Here is a 17,754-nt window from a genome sequence, read left to right on the forward strand (position 1 = left end):
CGCATGGCGCCGCTGCGGTCAGCGCGGGACGTCGGGGAGCGCCTCGTCGGCGAACTCGTCGGCGTTCTGGCCGAGCGAGTCGCTGCGCAGGTACTCCCACATCCGCTCGGAGGCGTTGCCGTCGAGGTAGACGACGCTGGCAGCCCCCTCCATGCCCGTGCCCAGCACCGGAGCGGTGAAGAAGTCGACGTCGCCCGGCGTCACCCCGCGCATCGAGTACGCGAGGCTGACCAGGTCCGCGTTGCTCAGAGTGTCATCGACGCTTACCGCGCTCGTGATGGCGAGCATGGCCGCATCGAGCTTCGGCGGGCTGGTGAAGGTCTCCGAGCTGAACAGCTTGTCGAACATCGCCCGCAGGTACTGCTGCTGCCGCTTGACCCGGTCGAAGTCACCGCCGGGCAGGCCGTAGCGCTGCCCGAGGTACCAGCGGGCCTCGTCTCCGTTCAGGTGGTTCATGCCGGCCTCGAAGGTGTACGGGCCGTTCGTCGTCGTCTCAGCGACCACCACGTCCACGCCGCCGAGGTCGTCGGTGACCTGGACCAGGCCCTCGAAGTCGATGGCGACGTAGTGGTCGATGCGCACTTGGGTGAGCTGCTCGACGGTCTGCACGAGCAGTGATGGGCCGCCGAACGCGTAGCTGGCGTTGATCTTGTTCATGCCGTGGCCGGGGATCTCGACCCAGGAGTCGCGGGGGATGGAGATCACCTGCGCGTGCTGCCGGTCGGCGGAGAGGCGCGCGAGCATGATCGCGTCCGAGCGGCCGCCGGGGTCGACGCCCTGCTCGCCTTGGCTGCGGGTGTCGGAACCGACCAGCAGGAAGGTGACCGGCTGCTCGCCGGCGCTCTGCTGCGGGGTGGCCGGAGCGGGGCGTGCGTCCTCCTCGATGTCGGCGAAGACGTCGGATACCCGGTCGATGTTGCCGGCCCAGCGGTCGGCGAGGAACCAGAAGCCGCCGCCGACCAGCAGCGCCAGCGCGAGCGCCAGGATCCCGAGGCCGATCAGCACCCGCCGCAGCCCGCGACGGCGAGGACGGTTCCCGTCGGCGTAGTCGCCGTCGGCCACGAGAGGGAGGGGAGAGGTGTCACCCGTGCGCCCGCTGTCGCGCCCGCCGCCGTCGTCGCTCTGCATCGCCTAGCCCCCGTCGCCGTCGAACCCGGCCGAGGGTACGGCGAAGCGGGAACGGGCAGGGCCGGCCCTGCCTCCCGGGGGTGAGGCTCAGGCCAGGCCGCGCTCGCGATCGACCGGCCCGGGTTCGGAGGCGGGGAGGCGCCCGTCGACGGACGGGCTGCCCGGCGGTTGTCCCCTACGCGGCAGTTCCTCGGACGCAGCACCGCGCCGGAGCGGCCACGGCTGGTCGTCGGCGGGCGCGGCCGGGCGGGGGAGCCATGCCTCGGTGTCGGTGGCCGGCTCGGTGAGCCGGGCCAGGGCCCCTTCGGCGACGCTGTCGGCCAGGCGGACCCCACGCCCGATCACGATGGCCACGGCGAGGCCGAGCATCACCCACACCGCGATGAGGAGCAGCACCCAGCTCATGGGCTCTTCCTTGGGGTCGCCGGCTCGCCGCCGGATCCGAGGGGCCTACCCTTCGGTGATCGAGATCACCTACCTCGACGGTACGCGCACATGGCTGTCGAGGAGACGCATCTGTACGTCTTCAACCTTCCTGGCCTGGTGGGGTCACCGCGCGGCGGTCGCTCACCGCAGCCGGGCGAAGGCGGTCGCGCTAGCGCTTCTGGGCGTGACCGCCGCCGCCGGTGCTCACCGGTAGCGTGCCGCCGCGCAGCCGCCGCTCCAGCGGCTTCTCGACCACGGTGAACAACACGTAGGCGCTGGCGATCGACCCGACCAGGGCCAGCACCGACGCGCCGATGGCCGCCGCGACGGTGGTGGGCTCGAACACGTAGTCCACCGCCCGGATCACCAGCTGGTGGGTGAGGTAGAAGGCGAACGACCACTCGCCGAGCTTCACCAGCACCGGGCGGCGGAACACCGACGGGCGCCCGTCGAGGTCGGCCTGCGCGGCCGTCGCGATGGTGAGCGCGAACGGGATGAACGGGATCGCCACCCAGATCAGGTACGCGGGCGCGAACGCCGCGACGACGTAGGCGACGGCGACCAGCGCGAGCGAGCCGCCGAGCCCGATGCGGCGGACTCGGGCGCCCTCCTTGATCCACAGTGCGATGAGGATGCCGAGGCAGAACTCCCACAGCCGCTGCACCGGGAAGATGAAGATCGCCCAGTCGGCCACCGTCTCGCCGTGGGTGAGCGGCGCCAGCACGATCGGGGGCACGATCACCAGCAGGCAGAGCACCCCGGCGACCCACCACCGCGCCCGTTGCGACAGGCGCAGCGCCTGCACGATCAGCAGCGGGAACAGCGCGTAGAAGAACATCTCGCAGGAGATCGACCACGTGACGCCGTTCCCGGCCCAGTAGTACTCGTTGTCCGGGATCCACGCGTGCAGGCCGAGGAACTGCGGCGCCATGTGCAGCAGCAGCGTCCCGGTCTCCTCCGGGCGGGCCAGCGCGTTCAGCGGGATGAACGCGATCACCGCAACCCAGTACGCGGGCGCGATGCGGGCGAACCGCCGGCGGTAGAACGGGCCGGCCCGGTCACCGGGCCGATGCGTCCAGGTGAGCACGAACCCGCTGAGGATGAAGAAGAAGCTCACCCCGGCCGCGCCCGGCTCCAGGTACGGGTAGACCGTGTCGGCCACCGGCGTGAACTCGAACGTCGCGATCAGGTGCGAGCCGAAGACCAGCAGCGCCGCGACGAACCGTAGGCCGGTCAGCGAGTCCAGTCGCGCGGTCGGCTTCGGCGGAAGGGGGCCGGACGACGACGCCCGCGGACGCGCCGGCAGCGCTGCTGCGCGCCGCGGCTGCCGCTCACCCGCGCCCTGGCCCGCCGGCCGCGTGGCGGCGCTGCGCGACGTCGTGCCAGGGCGTGGTGTCGACACCGCTAACCCGCCCGAGGTGCGCCGGGCACCTCGGGCTGCTCGTCGGCGACACGTCGGGGGAAGATCATCGCTACCGACAATAAGCGCTGCCGGCCGTCGCCGCCGGGCGTCGGGGAACACGGGGCGTGAACACCTCGTTTCCTCCTACGTGGCGGTGACGCTGCGGTCACGAGCTCTCGATGAGTAGTCTCGGGCGGCCCGCCCGTGGTTGCCCGGTGCGGGCTCGTACCGGGGGAGTCGGCCGTCGTCCGGGGGGCTGTGCCGCCCACCGTGCTGAGACCAGGACCAGAGGGAACCGCAGTGACTCGAGGACGACGACGGCTCCCGCTCGCCCTGGCGGTGACGGCGTCGCTGGTACTGAGCGCCTGCGGCTCGGGCGACTCCGGCGACGGCGGGGGTGAGGGCGAGGCCCCGCACGCGACGGCACAACCGACGTCGACCCCGATCGAGAGCACCGCCATCCCGCGGGCCCAGCTCGATCCGGTCCCGACGACGGGGGACCGGTTCACCACCTCCCGGTCGAGGTCCTCCGCCACCTCGGGATCGACGTCGCCGGAGCAGCCGGCGGAGCCCGAGCAGGTGTGGAGCTACGCCGACGGCGACCTCTCCGACTGGAGCGAGGTGCAGGCTGCCCGGCCCGAGCAGGTGCGGGTCGTCGACGAGCCGGTCCGCCCCGGGTACGAGTACTCCGCCGCCTTCTCCGCCCGCCCGGGCGACTTCACCTTCGGCGTCGACACCACCATCCGCGGGGAGGTGCGCTCGACCATCGAGGAGGCCGGCGCGCCCCGGGAGGGCGACGTGCAGTGGTACTCGTGGTCGACGTACTTCCCCGAGGACTTCCTGTGGGACGGCGGCGGCGAGTTCCTGATCTACACCCAGTGGCACCAGACGGCGAACGAGGGGTCGCCCAACGTCGACCTGTGGGTCACCGACGGGCCGCAGCCGGAGATCCGGCTCTCCGTGCGCGGCGGGCTGCAGGGTCGCGAGTCCGCGGAGTATGTCGCCACCTACGACCTCGGCCCGCTGGAGCGGGGCGAGTGGCTGGACCACATCGTCCGCATCGAGTGGTCCACCGACCCCGAGCAGGGCAACACGCAGGTGTGGATCAACGACGAGCGGCTGGTCAACGCCGTCGGGGCCAACCTGTTCGAGGGGCAGAGCGTCTACTTCAAGCAGGGCATCTACGCGGCGAGCAACACCCGGCGCGAGCACACCCTCTACTTCTCCGACGCCCGCTGGGGCGAGTCGCGGAAGAGTGTCGCGCTCGACGCGCCGGCGGCCGACTGACGGCTACTGCGCCGCGGACGCCGGCGAGCCCAGCGGGTTCTTGCCGGTCGGGGCGTCCTCCAGGACCTCGACGGCCTCGTCGCCGGCCGTGCCGTCCTCCGGCGGCAGGGTCCTCGGCACGACCCGGACGGCGACCAGCCAGCTCACCAGCGACATCGTCGCGGCGGCGATCACCAGCCCCGCCATCAGGCCCGTGCGGCCCCAGACGGCGGTCAGCGCGACGGGCAGGAGCACCGCGATCGGCGCCACGGCGATCCGCACCTTCAGCGCGGCCCCGGTGTTGCGCGAACCGCGCATCGCCAGCAGCGCCCCGTGCGTGATGCCGAACAGCACCATCTGCACGCTCACCGCGGCCACCAGCCAGCCCGAGCCCCACGACTCGCCGAACAGCGCCTGCCCGACGCCCTGCGGCAGCAGCACGAGCACCGTGCCGTACACCACGGCGACCCCGGCCAGCGCCAGCGAGGCGAACCGGCCGATGCGCAGCGCCCGGTTCCGGTCGGACTCCACCGCGCTCGCCACCATCGGCAGGCAGATGACGCTCGCGGCGGCCACGGTGATGTTGAGCGGGCCGTTGGCCACCTGCGCGGCCTTCAGCGAGCCGAGCAGCGCGGTGCTCGCCACCAGCGGCAGCACGAAGATCGTCAGCTGGCCGGAGCCCGAGGAGAGCGCGAAGTCGCCGAGCAGCGGGCCGGACACCGGCCACATCGCCCGCAGCCGCGCCCGCAGGTGCAGGGGCTCGCGGCGCAGCCGGAAGGCGACCAGGCCGATCACGTCGGCCAGCAGCGCGCCGAGGATCCACAGGCCCAGGACGACGGCGGTGCCCGAGATGACGTCGGTCAGGGCCAGCACGGTGGCGACGATCATCACGACCAGCCAGACGCCGTCCAGCAGCACCGCCCGACCCGGCCGCTGCTCGAAGAAGCCGACGTAGCGCAGCGCGTCCTGCACCAGCAGGGCGGGCAGCCCCAGGAAGAACACCACCCAGGCGACGTCCAGGGGGGTGGCCAGCAGGAGCAGGCCGACCGGGATGCCGATGGCCCCGACCGCCGCCGCCGACGCCACGGCGACCAGGTGCACCGGCGCGCCCTTGAGCACGTTCCGCTGGGTGATGAGCAGCGGGTCGAGGACCGCGGCGCGGGTTCCGCCCAGCAGCAGCCAGTAGATGCTGTAGATGATCGCGAACTCGCCGAAGACGCTCGCGCTCACGCCGGAGGCGATCGCCACCGACAGCAGCATGTTGCTGGCGCTGGAGATCGCCTGGTCGGCGACGGTGAGCCCCCGGCTGACCAGCTTCCCCCCGCGCAGGGCGCGGCCCAGCCGTCGGATCACCATCGGGCGGCGCGGAGGGGCAGCGGCACGGCAGTCGAGATTGGCGGATCAGGGGGTCAGCCGGCGCGGCGGCCGAGCGCCCGGTAGGTCCAGCCCGCGGCGGTCCACTCGCTGCGGCTCAGCGCGTTGCGGCCGTCGAGCACCCGCTTCTGCGACACCACCCGGCCGAACGCCACCGGGTCCAGCTCGCGGTACTGCTTCCACTCGGTGAGCACCAGCACGGCGTCGGCGCCCTCGGCCGCCTCCTCCGGCGTGGCCGCGTAGTCCAGCTGCGGCCACTGCCGGCGGCTGTTCTCGATGGCGGCCGGGTCGGTCACCCGGACGACGGCGCCCTGCAGCTGCAGCTGCGCGGCGACGTTGAGCGCCGGGGAGTCGCGGATGTCGTCGCTGTCGGGCTTGAACGCCGCACCCAGGACGGCGACCTTCTTGCCCAGCAGCGAACCGTCGCAGACCTCGCGGGCCAGCTCCACCATGCGGATGCGCCGGCGCATGTTGATGTTGTCGACCTCGCGCAGGAACGTCAGCGCCTGGTCGGCGCCCAGCTCCCCGGCGCGGGCCATGAAGGCGCGGATGTCCTTGGGCAGGCAGCCGCCGCCGAAGCCGAGGCCGGCGTTGAGGAACTTGCGGCCGATCCGGTCGTCGTAGCCGATCGCGTCGGCGAGCAGCTTCACGTCGGCGCCGGTCGCCTCGCACAGCTCGGCCATGGCGTTGATGAAGGAGATCTTGGTGGCCAGGAACGAGTTGGCGGCGGTCTTCACCATCTCGGCGGTGGCGTAGTCGCTCTCCACCTTGGGTGTGCCCCGCGCGACGATCGTGGCGTACACCTCGTCCAGCAGCTTCCGGGCCGTCTCGGCGTCGGGCCCGGCCGGCAGGCCGTAGACCAGCCGGTCGGGGTGCAGCGTGTCCTGGACGGCGAAGCCCTCGCGCAGGAACTCGGGGTTCCACGCCAGCAGGGCCCCGGGCACCTTCTCGTCGATCAGCTCGGCCAGCCGGGCCGCCGTCCCCACCGGCACGGTGGACTTGCCGACGACGAGCTCGCCGGGGGAGAGCACCTCGAGCAGCGACTCGACCGCGCCCTGCACGTAGCGCATGTCGGCGGCGTACTCGCCGCGCTTCTGCGGGGTGCCGACGCAGACGAAGTGGACGGTGGAGCCGGCCGCGTCGGCCATATCGGTGGTGAAGCGCAGCCGCCCGGTGGCCAGGGTGCGCTCGAGCAGCTCCTCGAAGCCCGGCTCGAAGAAGGGCGCCTGGGCCTTCGCCAGCGCGTCGATCTTCGCCTGGTCCACGTCGACGCCGACGACGTCGTGACCCAGCTCGGCCATCGAGGCGGCGTGCACCGCGCCCAGGTATCCGCAGCCGATGACCGAGATCTTCACGCAGTGCTCCTGTAGTCCGAGTGGGGGTTGGTCGGGCAGGTCTGGCCCCGGCGTTCCCCCGTCCGTCCGATGCAGGCCTCCGCCATGTTCGACCACGCACCACCGGGAACGCCAGCCGGACGGCGACGGGGAGGGGGAGAATCCACCGTGCAGGTGGCGGTGGCCCCCACGGGTGTGACGGCAGCCATACCGAGGCGTCGCCCGGCCGGGGGGTCGCGGCGGCGTGGCATTGTCGGAGCGCCGGTACGCGTGGAACGCTGCGTCGGACCAGCGGGGACCGTATCGCCCGGAGCGAGCGGGCCGGGGCGTGGAAGGGGTCGGGGTGGGTGACGCGCTGACCAGGACCGTGCCCCGCTCGCTGGTCGTCTGCGTGCTCGCCGTCGTCGGGCTCACCGTGGCGGCGTCCTACCAGCCGGTCCCGGTGCTCCTGCTGGTGGTCGGCGTCCCCGTGCTCGCGTGGGGCTGCCAGCACCCCAAGCGCTTCGTGGCGGCCGCCGTCCTGGTCAGCCTGTTCAACAAGTCGGCCGCCCAGGTGAGCGGCATCGCCCAGGTGGACTACCTCGACGAGGCGGTGATCGGCGCCTCGCTGCTCGTCTGCGTCGGGCCCCGGCTGTTCCGCGGCGAGCCGCTCCGGACCTTCCCCGGGCTGGGCTGGTTCGCCCTCTACGGGGTGCTGGGGGTGGTCAGCGGGCTGGTCGCGAACGTGCCGCTCGTCGTCCTGGCCTCGGGGACCGCGCTGGCCGGCAAGGGCATCCTGCTCGCGCTGGCCGTGGCGCAGCTGCGCTGGTCCAGCGCGGACGTGCGCCGCCTGGCCAAGGGCGGCGTCGCCGTCCTGCTGTTCATCATCGCCTGCTGCCTGGTCAACCTGGCCATCCCGCAGACCTGGCAGAGCACGGTCGGCAACATCGACCAGCTCAGCTACCGCGCGGCCATCCCGTCGCTGATCGGGCCGTTCGTCGAGCCGGGCACGCTCGGCATCATGGCCGCCCTGGGGTTCCTCGCGGTCGTCGCCTGGAACACCAGCATGGGCTCGACCCGCTTCACCTGGCTGCTGTCGGCCGGCATGGCCCTGGTCGCCGTCCTCTCCTTCCGGCGCAAGACCTGGCTGGGGATGATGGGCAGCTTCCTGTGGCTGAGCTCCCGGGCCGGCCGCGCCGGCGTCTTCCCCGCGGCGCTCACCGTCGTCGCCGGCATCGTCATCGTCTTCTGGTCGACGCTGCTGAACGCGCTGCAGGGCATCGTCGCCACCTACCTGGACCAGTCCGAGGGCACCGCGGCGCGCACGCTGATGACCCGCGACTCCTTCTTCGTCGCCCAGGACTACTTCCCGCTGGGCGCCGGCTTCGGCCGGTTCGGCTCGGACACGGCCTCGGAGTTCTACAGCCCCCTCTACCTCGAGCGCGGCTACCAGTACGTCTGGGGGCTCTCCGAGCGCACCGGCAACGCGATGTTCCTCACCGACACCATGTGGCCGGCGGTGCTGGGGGAGTCCGGTTTCCTCGGGATGCTGGCGTTCCTCGCCGCGCTCGTCGCCGTCTTCCGGACCGTGAGCCGGCTCTCGCGCGACGCCGAGCCGGTGGCGCGGTTCCTCGGGCTGACCGGGATCGCCTGGCTGGTCCAGTACCTGCTGGAGTCGACCGGCAACCCGGTTTTCGTCTCCCCGCCCTCCTACATCCCTTTGTTCGTCCTGGTGGGCCTGCTGGGATCGTTCGGTGCACGGTCCGCCGAGGAGGACGGGGCCGCCGGGGAGCGGCCGGGCGGAGCGCATCCGGACCGGCGGCGTCCCGAACCGGCACGCGCGGACGTGGCGAACGTCACCTAGCCCGTCTCCGTCCGCTGCCGGCAGCCACCCCAACCGGCGAATCGGCGCGCGCGGGAAGGGCTGCGCTCCCGTGCCCCATTACGCTGCGGGAGTGCCACCACGACGGGATCGAGCCGAACCGGCAGGTGAGAGGGTGGAGCTGTCCGCGGCGCTCAGCGGCAAGCGCGCCCTCCTGGTCGCCTCGACCGGTGGTCACCTCGCGCAGATCGTCCGGTGGGCCGAGCGCTTCGCCCTCCGGCCGGATTCGGTCTTCGCCACGTTCGAGTCCGAGCAGAGCCGGTCGCTGCTCGGCGGGCGCCGCGTGGTCGCTCTCGACTACGTGCCTCCGCGAGGCCTGGCACCGGCGGTTCGCGCCGCCGTCCGGCTGCACCGGGAGACCCGCCGGGAACCCTTCGACGTCGTCCTGAGCACCGGTGCCGCGGTCGGTCTCTCCGCCTACGCGATCGCGCAGCTGCGGCGCCTCCCGTTCGTCTACATCGAGAGCGTGTCCCGCTTCGACGGGCCCTCGGCCACCGGCCGCATCCTCGAGCGGCTGCCACGGGTGCAGCGGTACTGCCAGCACGCCACGTGGGCCGACCGCCCCGGCTGGCAGCTGGGCCCCTCGCTTCTCGACGACTACACCGCCGTCCCCGTTCCCGACGGCCCCGCCCGGAGCGGCGGGGGACGCCGCGTCTTCGTCAGCCTCGGCACCATCAAGCCGTTCCGCTTCGACGCGCTGGTCGATGCGGTGCGGGACGGGTTGCGCCCCGGCGACACCGTCACCTGGCAGCTGGGCGCCACCACGCGCGACGACCTGCCGGGGGACGTGAACCAGGAGATGCGCGCCGAGGACTTCGACCGCCTGGTGGCCGAGAGCGACGTCTTCGTCACCCACGCCGGCGTGGGCACCCTGATGCGCGCCCTCGAGCTCGGCGTCCGGCCCGTCGTCGTCCCGCGGCTGGCAGAGCGCGGCGAGCACGTCGACGACCACCAGCTGCAGGTGGCCCGTGAGCTCGCCGGGCGCGGGCTGGTCCTGCTGCGGGCGCCCGGGGAGCTGACCGCCGCGGACCTCGACCCCTCCGGCGTGGTGATCCGCCGAGCCGGGGACACGTCGGCGTGAGCCGCCCGCTGCGGCCCGCGCTGCGCGTCACGCAGATCGGCAACGCGTCGCAGGGGCGCGGCGGTGTCTCCTCCGTGGTGCGCACGATGAACACCTGGAGCGGCGACGACCTCGTCGTGCGCGAGTGGCCCTCCTACTGGCACGGCGACCGGCGGCGGACCCTCGCCACGTTCGCCCGGACGGCGCTGAGGGTCCTGGTCAGCCGGGTGGAGCCCACCGACGTCTGGCACTTCCACCTGACCCAGCACGGCTCCTTCCTCCGCGAGGGGCTGCTGCTCGGCATCGCCCGCCGGCGCGGGATCTGCTGCACCGCCCTGGTGCACGGCTCGCAGTTCGTCGCGTTCGCCGAGGGCAACCGCCGGCTGGCCCGGCTGGTGCTGCGCTGGCCCGCGGTGGTGTTCGTGCTCACCGATCCGGCGGCCGAGGTCGTGCGCTCCCTCGGCATCGACGCCGTCCGGGTGGCCAACTCGGTGCCCATCGAGGAGAGCCCGGTCGCCGACGGTCGCTCGGGCTTTGTCTTCGCCGGCGAGGTCGGGCCGCGCAAGGGCGCCGACGTCCTCCTCGACGCATGGTCGGAGGCCCGGCTGGACGGCCAGCAGCTGATCCTCTTCGGCGACCTCGCCCCGCAGTTCCGGCTGCCCGAGCCGCTCCCCGACGGCGTGGTGTTCGAAGGGCCCGTCCCGCCGGAGCAGGTGCAGGCCCGGCTGCGGACGGCGCTCGCGCTCGTGCTGCCCAGCCGGGCGGAGGCCATGCCGATGATCATCCTCGAGTCGATGAGCCTGGCGACGCCGGTCATCGCCAGCGACGTCGGCCAGATCGCCGACGTGGTCGACGACACGGGGATGGTCGTGCCCCCGGCCGACCCCGAGGCGCTCGGCGCGGCGCTGCGGCGGATGGCCGCTTCCCCGGAGCTCGCCCTGTCACTGGGGCGCCGCGCGTGGGAGCGGGTGCGGGCCCGGCACTCGAACGACGTCGTGCGGCGCAACTTCGTCGAACACTGGCGCAAGTGCATCGGCAATGGCCCGTCCGGGTGAAGCTTCCCCCCGGATCCCCCGCACGATATCTAGCCTGGACGGCCCAGCAACTGCTTGAGTCGGCTGCGCCGGCAGCGCGCGGGCCCGCGCGACGTCCGCGACCGCCTGCAGCTCACGCCTGTGAGCGTCGATCACCGGAGACGAGGAAGTAGTGGAACTCAGAGACACCATCGCGGCCTTCCGCGCCGGGTGGTTCCTGCCCGTGATCGGGGTGCTGGTGGGCGGCGCGGTCGGGGCCGGCACCACCCAGGCGATGACGCCGACGTACACGTCGTCGGCTCAACTCTGGGTGACGTCGACGGACGCCAGCTCCACCACCGCCGCGTTCCAGGGCACCCAGTTCGCCGAGAGCCGGGTGCCCTCCTACGTCGAGATCCTCGGCAGCGAGGTCCTGGCCGACTCCGTCATCGACCGGCTCGACCTCGACCTCACGGCGGCGCAGCTGCAGGAGCGGATCGAGGCCTCGGTGCGGCCGGACACCACCGTCCTGGACATCGTCGTGACCGACACCTCGGCCGAACGGGCCCGCGACATCGCCGTGGCGGTCGCCGCCGAGTTCACCGAGCTGGTGCTGGCGGTCGAGGAGACCACGACGACGCCCACCGACCCCGACGAGGTGCCGGTGACGACCGTGCCGGTGGAGATCCAGCCCCTGGGCACCCCGGCGATCGCGGAGGAGCCCTCCTCCCCGAACCCCGTCGCCAACACCGCCGTCGGCGTGCTCATCGGCCTGCTCGTCGGCCTCGTGCTGGCCTACGCGCGGGTGCGGATGGACCGCTCGGTGCGCGATGCGAAGGTCGCCTCCGCGGCGGCCGGCGTCCCGGTGATCGGGGCCGTCGCCCGCGATCGGCAGCTCGCCTCCGAGCACGTGCTCGAGCGGCACAGCCGGTCGGGCAACGCCGAGGCGTTCCGGCAGCTGCGCACCAACCTGCAGTTCCTCGACGTCGACCAGCCGCCGCGCGTGATCATGGTGTCGAGCGCGGCCGGCGCGGAGGGCAAGACCACCCTCGCCGTCAATCTGGCCGTCACGCTGGCCGAGGGCGGGCACCGGGTCGCGCTGGTCGACTCCGACCTGCGGCACCCCCGGGTGGCCAAGTACCTCGGGCTGTCCGACGGCGCGGGGCTCACCAGCGTCCTGGCCGGCACCGCCGACCTCGACGACGTCCTCCAGTCCTACGACAACGGCCGGCTGTCGGTCCTCGGGGCCGGAGCGATCCCGCCGAACCCGAGCGAGCTGCTCGCGTCGGGCAAGCTGCCCGGCGTGGTGGACCGGCTGCGCGCCACCCACGACTTCGTCGTCTTCGACACTCCGCCGCTGCTGCCGGTCGCCGACGGCAGCGCCGTCGCGGTGGCCATGGACGGCGTCCTCCTGGCTGTCCGCCAGGGGAAGACCCGGCAGGACGAGCTGGAGCGGGCCGCGGCGGTGCTCGACCGGGTCGGCGCGAGGAGGCTCGGGGTGGTCCTCACCCACGCCCCGGCGTCGGCGCTGCAGGCGTCCGGCTATCAGGGAGAGCCCCCCACGGAGCCCGAGCCCAAGCTCCGGCCCGCCGCCGCCCAGGAGACCCCCCAGGCGCCGGGCGAACGAAGCGGGGACGACGGCGGGACCGAGCCCGCGGGAGCAACGACGCGGGAGGCGCCGGCCGCGCCGGCGGCGGCACCGCGCCCCGACGTGCCGGCAGCGACGCGCCCCGACGTGCCGCCCCCGCCGGCGGGTGCGACGCGGGCCGAGGTGCCGACGGATCCGGCGACCACCGAGATCCCCGTCGTCGGCTCCACCGCGCCCCGGCATTCGGACTCGACGAGCGGGAATTGAGCCGTTCGCTCCACGGGCGGGCGGGCGGGCGACGTGACGGACCTCGCTGACAGTCTGTGACCGAGGGTGTCCGTTACGTGCTGTTATGTCGTGGGCGAGACATTTCAGCGCTGAGCCGTTAACGTCGTGATGGCGGCTCGACCGGCCGGAGCAATGGTGTCCGGCTGCCCATGCGTGCTCACTCTCCGTGCAGGTGAGCGAGGCGCTGTGTTGGCGGGTACGCCACCACGACGACCAGACGCACCCAGGGGGCTCGGTATCTCGATGCAGGTTGCTCACGAACAGACCACTCGTGAGGTGCTGCCGGCGAAGGTGCGGACCCGCTTCTACGGCCTCCGCCGCCTCCGCGGCGAGGGCACCGAGGCGCGACGGGCGTGGCGCTCGGCGTACGTCCGCAGCATCGTCCTCGGGGATGCGGTCTGCGCCGTGCTCGCGGCCACCATCGGCTACTTCGTCCGGTTCGGCACCGACGTCGACGGCGCGGCCCAGTACTCGCTGTGGGCCGCGCTGCTCATGCCGTTCCTGTGGCTGGCCGCCATGCACGTCGGCCGCAGCTACGAGGAGCGCTTCCTCTGGGTCGGTGCCGAGGAGTTCCGGCGGGTGCTGCACTCCGCCGCGGTCCTGCTGGCCGTCGTGGCCGTGGTCTCCTGGGGGCTGGACCTGCGCGTCGCCCGCGGCTTCGTCGTCGTCGCCCTCCCGCTGGCCACTGTGCTCACCCTGCTGTACCGCTACGTGCGCCGGCAGGCGCTGCACCGGGCCCGCACCGGCGGGGCGTTCCAGCAGACGACGGTCATCGTCGGGCACCGGAACGCCGTGGCCTCGCTGCACGCCGAGCTCGACCGCGCCGCCTACCACGGCTACCGGGTCATCGGGTGCTGCCTGCCCGACGGCAAGGCGGCCGACGTTCCCACCGACTTCGACGGCCTGCCGGTCCTCGGCGGCCTCGACGAGGTGCTCGACGTGGTGAAGCGGTACGAGGTCGACACCGTCGCCGTCATGCCCTGCCCGGAGCTGGACGGCTCGTCGCTGCGCCGGCTCGGCTGGGAGCTGGAGAAGACCGAGGCCGAGCTGCTGCTCGCCCCGGCCGTCACCGAGGTCGTCGGGCCGCGGGTCGCCATCCGCCCCGTCTGCGGGCTGCCGCTGCTGCACGTCGAGCGGCCCGAGCTGCGCGGCGTGCGCCGGCTGGCCAAGACGGCGGTCGACACCTCCCTCGCCGCCGTCGCGCTGCTCCTGACGCTCCCGCTGTTCCTCCTCATCGCGCTGGCCCTGAAGACGACCAGCCGGGGTCCGGTGTTCTTCAAGCAGACCCGCGTCGGCCGCGACGGGCAGACGTTCTCCATGCTCAAGTTCCGCAGCATGGTGCAGGGCGCCGACCGGATGGTCGAGGTGCTCGAGTCCGACAACGACGGCAACGGTGTCCTCTACAAGCGCAAGGCCGACCCGCGCGTGACGCGGGTCGGGCGGGTGCTGCGCCGTTACTCCCTCGACGAGCTGCCGCAGCTGATCAACGTGCTGCGCGGCGACATGAGCCTGGTCGGCCCGCGTCCGCCGCTGCCCAGCGAGACCGAGCGCTACGGCTTCGACATGCGCCGCCGCTTCCTGGTCAAGCCGGGCATCACCGGGCTGTGGCAGATCAGCGGCCGCTCGGACCTCTCCTGGGACGACTCTGTGCGTATCGACGTGCGCTACGTGGAGAACTGGTCGCTGAGCTTCGACATGATGATCCTCTGGAAGACCCTCGGGGCCGTCCTCCGCGGGCGCGGCGCCTACTGACGCCCGGCCGGGCGGCCCCGGCTCAGCCGGCGGCCGCCTCCTGCCACAGGTCGCGGATGTCGGCGTACATGGTGCGGGCGTCGAACCCCGCCTGCCACGTCGCGTAGGCCGCCTGCGCCATCGCGTCGCGCAGCTGCTCGCCGCCCAGGAGGAGCCGCAGGTGCTCGGCCAGGGCGTCGACGTCGCCGGGTGGGACGAGATAGCCGTTGGCGCCTGAGGTGACCAGCTCCTCCATGGCGCCGACCGGGGTCGTGACGGCCGGGATACCCAGGCTCATGGCCTCGATGACCACCATCGGCAGGCCCTCGGCGTGGCTGGGCGCGGCCAGCAGGTAGGCCTCCCGCAGCAGCTCCTGCGCCTGCGCGCGGGGGAGCGACCCCGCGTAGGTGATGCGGCCGGGGCGGGCCCGGACCGCCTCCTCCACGAGTGCGACGACGTGGGGTTCGACCGGGGGGCCGGCGAGGACCAGCTCCGCGTCGTGGAGGTCGTCGAGCCGCTCGAACGCACGCAGCAGCTCGGGCACGCCCTTGGACTCGTCGATCCGGCCGAGCAGGAGCACCCGCTTGGTGCGACCGGCCGGCCACGGCACGACCGGCGGTGCGCCGTCCGCCACGCCGTTGTGCACGACGTGCACCCGCGCGGCGGGAACGCCCAGCTCCTCGGAGACCAGCCGGGCCCACGGCTTGCCCAGGACCACCACGAACGCCGCGCGCTGGAAGAACTGCCCGACCCGGCGCTTCGCGGCCGGCGAGAGCGTCGCGAGGAAGTCCCGGTACCCGGCGCCGTGCAGGTGGATGCCGTAGGGCAGGCCGCGCAGCGCGCACGCCCGCGCGATCGCCAGCTTGCGCCAGGTGCTGCCGCGGCTGGCCACGTGCAGGTGGACGACGTCGGCGCGCGCCGTGCCGGCCGTCAGCAGGCTGCGGGCGAACGCCACGGCCCGCCGCGGAGCGGGGCCGATCCCGCCGGAGTCCACGACCCGCAGCTGAACGGGGGTGGCACTGAGCCGGTTCTGGGTCTCCAGCTCGGCGACGACCGAGGCCATGCCGCCGGGCTGCCCGCCGGTCGGGCCGACGCTCAGGACCCGGAGCGCGCCGTCGTCGTGGTGGCCGGGGCCCGTCGTTCCGTTCCGCATCGTGCCCGGCTCACCGGCCCGAGACGTCGTCGAGGGCGGGCAGCGTCCACTGGTCCCCGAGCCAGGCGTCGAAGCTGGGCGGCTCGAACGGCAGCACACCCCCGCCCGGGTAGGGGGTGAACTCGCTGAACCAGATGGTGCCGTCGACGTTGTAGAGGTCGACCCGCATGAAGTCGAAGTCGCGGCCGAGCACCTCCGCCGCGTGGTTCAGCTCGGCCAGGTTCTCCGGCGGCGGGCCGGGCTCGCCGCTGCCCAGGGCGGTCGCCACGTGCAGTGGTTCCCAGTCGGCCGTGTAGAAGGTGCGCGAGTGCTGCTTGGTGAACCGGCCCGTATCGACCGACACCGCGGCGATCTTGCCGTCGAAGACCAGGTACTTGTAGTCGTCGGGCGGCGTCACGCCGTCGCCGATGGCCTCCTCGATGACGTACAGGGGGCGCGCCTCGCTGTACGCCCACTCGCCGAGCAGGACGCTCTGGTCGTCGCGCAGCCAGGTCCTCGTCTCCGCGATCGTCCGCGCGTCGACCGTTTCCTTCTCGCTGCCGAAGCGCACCAGGCCGCTGCGGTGGTTGGGCTTGAGCACCCAGGGCCGGTCGAACATCCGGCCGGCCACCTCGGTGAGATTCGTGCCCGACCAGAAGGTCTCGGGCACCGAGATGCCGGCCTCCTCCTGCACCTGGGCCGCGTGCTCCTTCATCGCCAGCTTGTCGCAGGTCCAGGCCAGCAGCGGGCGCCGGTCGTGGAGGATGCGCCAGTTGATCTTCTCGCCGAACGTCTGCGGATCGCGGAGCCGGGGCAGCCGCCCGTGCCCGGCCAGGTACAGGTATCGCCGCCGGAGAGGGAGGGGCAGGAGGCCGGCGACCCTGCGGTGAGCCGGCTGGAAAACGTGTCGGAGGCTCTCGTTCAAGCCGCTCCGGGGCATCCTGACCCCTTCTGGTGTGAGACGTGGGCACGCCGGCTGGTGTCGGTTCCCGGCGCGCCGTCCGACGTCCGGTGTCGCGGGCGAGCCTAGTACCCGGGGTTCCGGGTCGACTTCCCGCGCAGCGCAACCACCCCATCGGAGGTGTCGGGGGACGGCCCGCACCGCCCACACTGGTGCCGTGCCCGACCAGCATCCGCCCGCGAACCCCGTCACCGTCCTGCTGGTGTGCACCGGGAACATCTGCCGGTCGGCCCTGGGGCAGGGGCTGGGGCGGGCCTACCTGCGCGAACTCCTCGGGCCGGAGGTGTCCGACCTCCGGCTGGTCAGCGCGGGTACGCGCGCGGTCGCCGGATCGCGGATGCACCCGCACAGCGCGCTGGTCCTGTCCGGGCTGGGTGGGGACCCCGAGGGGTTCGTGGCCCGTCAGCTGGAGCCCGGGATGGTCGCCGAGGCCGACCTGGTCCTCACCCTCACCCGCTACCACCGCCGCGACGTGCTGGGGCTCGTGCCCCGGGCCCTGGCGCGCACCTTCACCCTGCGGGAGGCCGCGGCGCTGCTCGACGCCCTCGACGACCGGCGGCCCGCGGGAGGCGGCTTCGCCGACCGGGTCCGCGCGCTGGTCGCCGCCCTGGCCGCGGCGCGCCCCGGGCGCAGCGGCGGGGAGGAAGACGACATCGCCGACCCGATCGGCCGCCCCCTGCAGGGTCACGAGGAGATGGGGCAGGCGGTGGCCGAGGCGCTGCTGCCGGTGCTGGCCGCGCTGGCCTCCCTGCACCCGTCCCTGCACGACGCGGCCGTGCCCGATCCCCGGGGGGGCGCCGCGCACGTCGACCGCGGCGGTGCCCATGCGGTCGACGGCCGGCCGTCCGGCGACGAGGGCCCGACCGCGGGCGGCTCCGCACCGGCGGCGGATCGGCCCGGGCGTCCCGTGCGGCGTTCGTTCGGCGTCCTGGGCTTCCGCCGGCGCGCCGGCTCCGGTTCCGGTTCCTAGCGCGGGGTGATCGGGGAGGTCGTCCACTCCGCGGGCACGAAGTCCGGCACCGGCGGGGTGCCCGGAGTCTGCCGGCGGTCGGCCACGCGGACCGCCCGGCCGATGACGAGCGCCAGGAGGCCGGCCAGCGTCATCCAGGCGGTCGCGAGGACCAGCAGCCATGTCATGGGACCTTCCTAGGCGGACCGCTGCGAGCGGGCCGGGTCCGACGCGGGCAGAA

The 17,754-nt window shown here is 73.3% G+C and carries 15 protein-coding genes; 7 read left to right on the forward strand and 8 right to left on the reverse strand.

All coding sequences use genetic code 11. The annotated features are described in order from the left end of the window. Window positions 1-18: 18 nt before the first annotated feature. From ACI8AP_RS05645 to ACI8AP_RS05655, 3 genes are all read right to left on the reverse strand, one after another. Window positions 19-1,062 carry an LCP family protein gene (locus ACI8AP_RS05645; protein ID WP_456588355.1) on the reverse strand — a complete coding sequence of 348 codons (1,044 nt, stop codon included), beginning with the start codon at window positions 1,060-1,062 and terminating at the stop codon, window positions 19-21. 153 nt (window positions 1,063-1,215) lie between these two features. Then, window positions 1,216-1,533 (reverse strand): hypothetical protein, encoded by a 318-nt coding sequence (locus tag ACI8AP_RS05650; protein ID WP_456588356.1) that lies wholly within the window; start codon window positions 1,531-1,533, stop codon window positions 1,216-1,218. Window positions 1,534-1,723: 190 nt separating this feature from the next. Further along, window positions 1,724-2,956, reverse strand: coding sequence for an acyltransferase family protein (locus tag ACI8AP_RS05655; RefSeq protein ID WP_456588357.1), 1,233 nt, complete (start codon window positions 2,954-2,956; stop codon window positions 1,724-1,726). 300 nt (window positions 2,957-3,256) lie between these two features. Between ACI8AP_RS05655 and ACI8AP_RS05660 the strand changes: the two genes are divergently transcribed. After that, the gene (locus tag ACI8AP_RS05660) at window positions 3,257-4,243 is read left to right on the forward strand and encodes a polysaccharide lyase (RefSeq protein ID WP_456588358.1); all 987 of its coding nucleotides are present in this window, start codon (window positions 3,257-3,259) and stop codon (window positions 4,241-4,243) included. 3 nt (window positions 4,244-4,246) lie between these two features. On the opposite strand, the gene ACI8AP_RS05665 is transcribed toward ACI8AP_RS05660, so the two are convergent. Together ACI8AP_RS05665 and ACI8AP_RS05670 are read right to left on the reverse strand one after the other, a co-directional pair. Further along, on the reverse strand, window positions 4,247-5,578 hold the full coding sequence (locus ACI8AP_RS05665) for a hypothetical protein (protein ID WP_456588359.1): 1,332 nt from the start codon (window positions 5,576-5,578) through the stop codon (window positions 4,247-4,249). Window positions 5,579-5,631: 53 nt separating this feature from the next. Then, window positions 5,632-6,951, reverse strand: coding sequence for a UDP-glucose dehydrogenase family protein (locus ACI8AP_RS05670; protein ID WP_456588360.1), 1,320 nt, complete (start codon window positions 6,949-6,951; stop codon window positions 5,632-5,634). Window positions 6,952-7,273: 322 nt separating this feature from the next. On the opposite strand from ACI8AP_RS05670, the gene ACI8AP_RS05675 reads away from it, so the two are divergent. From ACI8AP_RS05675 to ACI8AP_RS05695, 5 genes are all read left to right on the forward strand, one after another. Continuing rightward, window positions 7,274-8,773 (forward strand): O-antigen ligase family protein, encoded by a 1,500-nt coding sequence (locus ACI8AP_RS05675; protein ID WP_456588361.1) that lies wholly within the window; start codon window positions 7,274-7,276, stop codon window positions 8,771-8,773. A 133-nt stretch (window positions 8,774-8,906) separates the two neighbouring features. Next, the gene (locus ACI8AP_RS05680; protein WP_456588362.1) at window positions 8,907-9,872 is read left to right on the forward strand and encodes a glycosyltransferase; all 966 of its coding nucleotides are present in this window, start codon (window positions 8,907-8,909) and stop codon (window positions 9,870-9,872) included. Then, on the forward strand, window positions 9,869-10,906 hold the full coding sequence (locus ACI8AP_RS05685; RefSeq protein ID WP_456588363.1) for a glycosyltransferase family 4 protein: 1,038 nt from the start codon (window positions 9,869-9,871) through the stop codon (window positions 10,904-10,906). Before ACI8AP_RS05680 ends, ACI8AP_RS05685 begins: the two co-directional genes overlap by 4 nt. 151 nt (window positions 10,907-11,057) lie before the next feature. Next, complete coding sequence (locus ACI8AP_RS05690; protein ID WP_456588364.1) at window positions 11,058-12,719, forward strand: polysaccharide biosynthesis tyrosine autokinase; 1,662 nt, start codon at window positions 11,058-11,060, stop codon at window positions 12,717-12,719. Window positions 12,720-12,983: 264 nt separating this feature from the next. Beyond that, complete coding sequence (locus ACI8AP_RS05695; RefSeq protein ID WP_456588365.1) at window positions 12,984-14,492, forward strand: sugar transferase; 1,509 nt, start codon at window positions 12,984-12,986, stop codon at window positions 14,490-14,492. Between the two features lie 22 nt (window positions 14,493-14,514). Here the strand turns inward: ACI8AP_RS05695 and ACI8AP_RS05700 are convergent, their stop codons facing one another. Beyond that, window positions 14,515-15,624: a glycosyltransferase family 4 protein gene (locus ACI8AP_RS05700; protein WP_456588366.1), complete on the reverse strand. Its 1,110-nt coding sequence runs from the start codon at window positions 15,622-15,624 to the stop codon at window positions 14,515-14,517. Window positions 15,625-15,634: 10 nt separating this feature from the next. Further along, window positions 15,635-16,528: an ATP-grasp fold amidoligase family protein gene (locus tag ACI8AP_RS05705; protein WP_456588367.1), complete on the reverse strand. Its 894-nt coding sequence runs from the start codon at window positions 16,526-16,528 to the stop codon at window positions 15,635-15,637. Window positions 16,529-16,721: 193 nt separating this feature from the next. Here ACI8AP_RS05705 and ACI8AP_RS05710 point away from each other — a divergent pair, with 193 nt between their 5' ends. Beyond that, a complete protein-coding gene (locus ACI8AP_RS05710) occupies window positions 16,722-17,534 on the forward strand; it encodes an arsenate reductase/protein-tyrosine-phosphatase family protein (RefSeq protein WP_456588368.1) in 813 nt (270 codons plus the stop codon). Here the strand turns inward: ACI8AP_RS05710 and ACI8AP_RS05715 are convergent. Continuing rightward, complete coding sequence (locus tag ACI8AP_RS05715; protein ID WP_456588369.1) at window positions 17,531-17,701, reverse strand: hypothetical protein; 171 nt, start codon at window positions 17,699-17,701, stop codon at window positions 17,531-17,533. The genes ACI8AP_RS05710 and ACI8AP_RS05715 overlap by 4 nt on opposite strands. Window positions 17,702-17,754: the final 53 nt, after the last annotated feature.

The organism is Blastococcus sp. SYSU DS1021 (genome assembly GCF_054050995.1).

What these genes read in the sequence shown, in the direction of transcription:
- ACI8AP_RS05700 (WP_456588366.1), bottom strand. Translation starts at nt 15,624, where the DNA reads ATGCGGAACGGAACGACGGGCCCCGGCCACCACGACGACGGCGCGCTC.
- ACI8AP_RS05665 (WP_456588359.1), bottom strand. Translation starts at nt 5,578, where the DNA reads ATGGTGATCCGACGGCTGGGCCGCGCCCTGCGCGGGGGGAAGCTGGTC.
- ACI8AP_RS05715 (WP_456588369.1), bottom strand. Translation starts at nt 17,701, where the DNA reads ATGACATGGCTGCTGGTCCTCGCGACCGCCTGGATGACGCTGGCCGGC.
- ACI8AP_RS05650 (WP_456588356.1), bottom strand. Translation starts at nt 1,533, where the DNA reads ATGAGCTGGGTGCTGCTCCTCATCGCGGTGTGGGTGATGCTCGGCCTC.
- ACI8AP_RS05695 (WP_456588365.1), top strand. Translation starts at nt 12,984, where the DNA reads ATGCAGGTTGCTCACGAACAGACCACTCGTGAGGTGCTGCCGGCGAAG.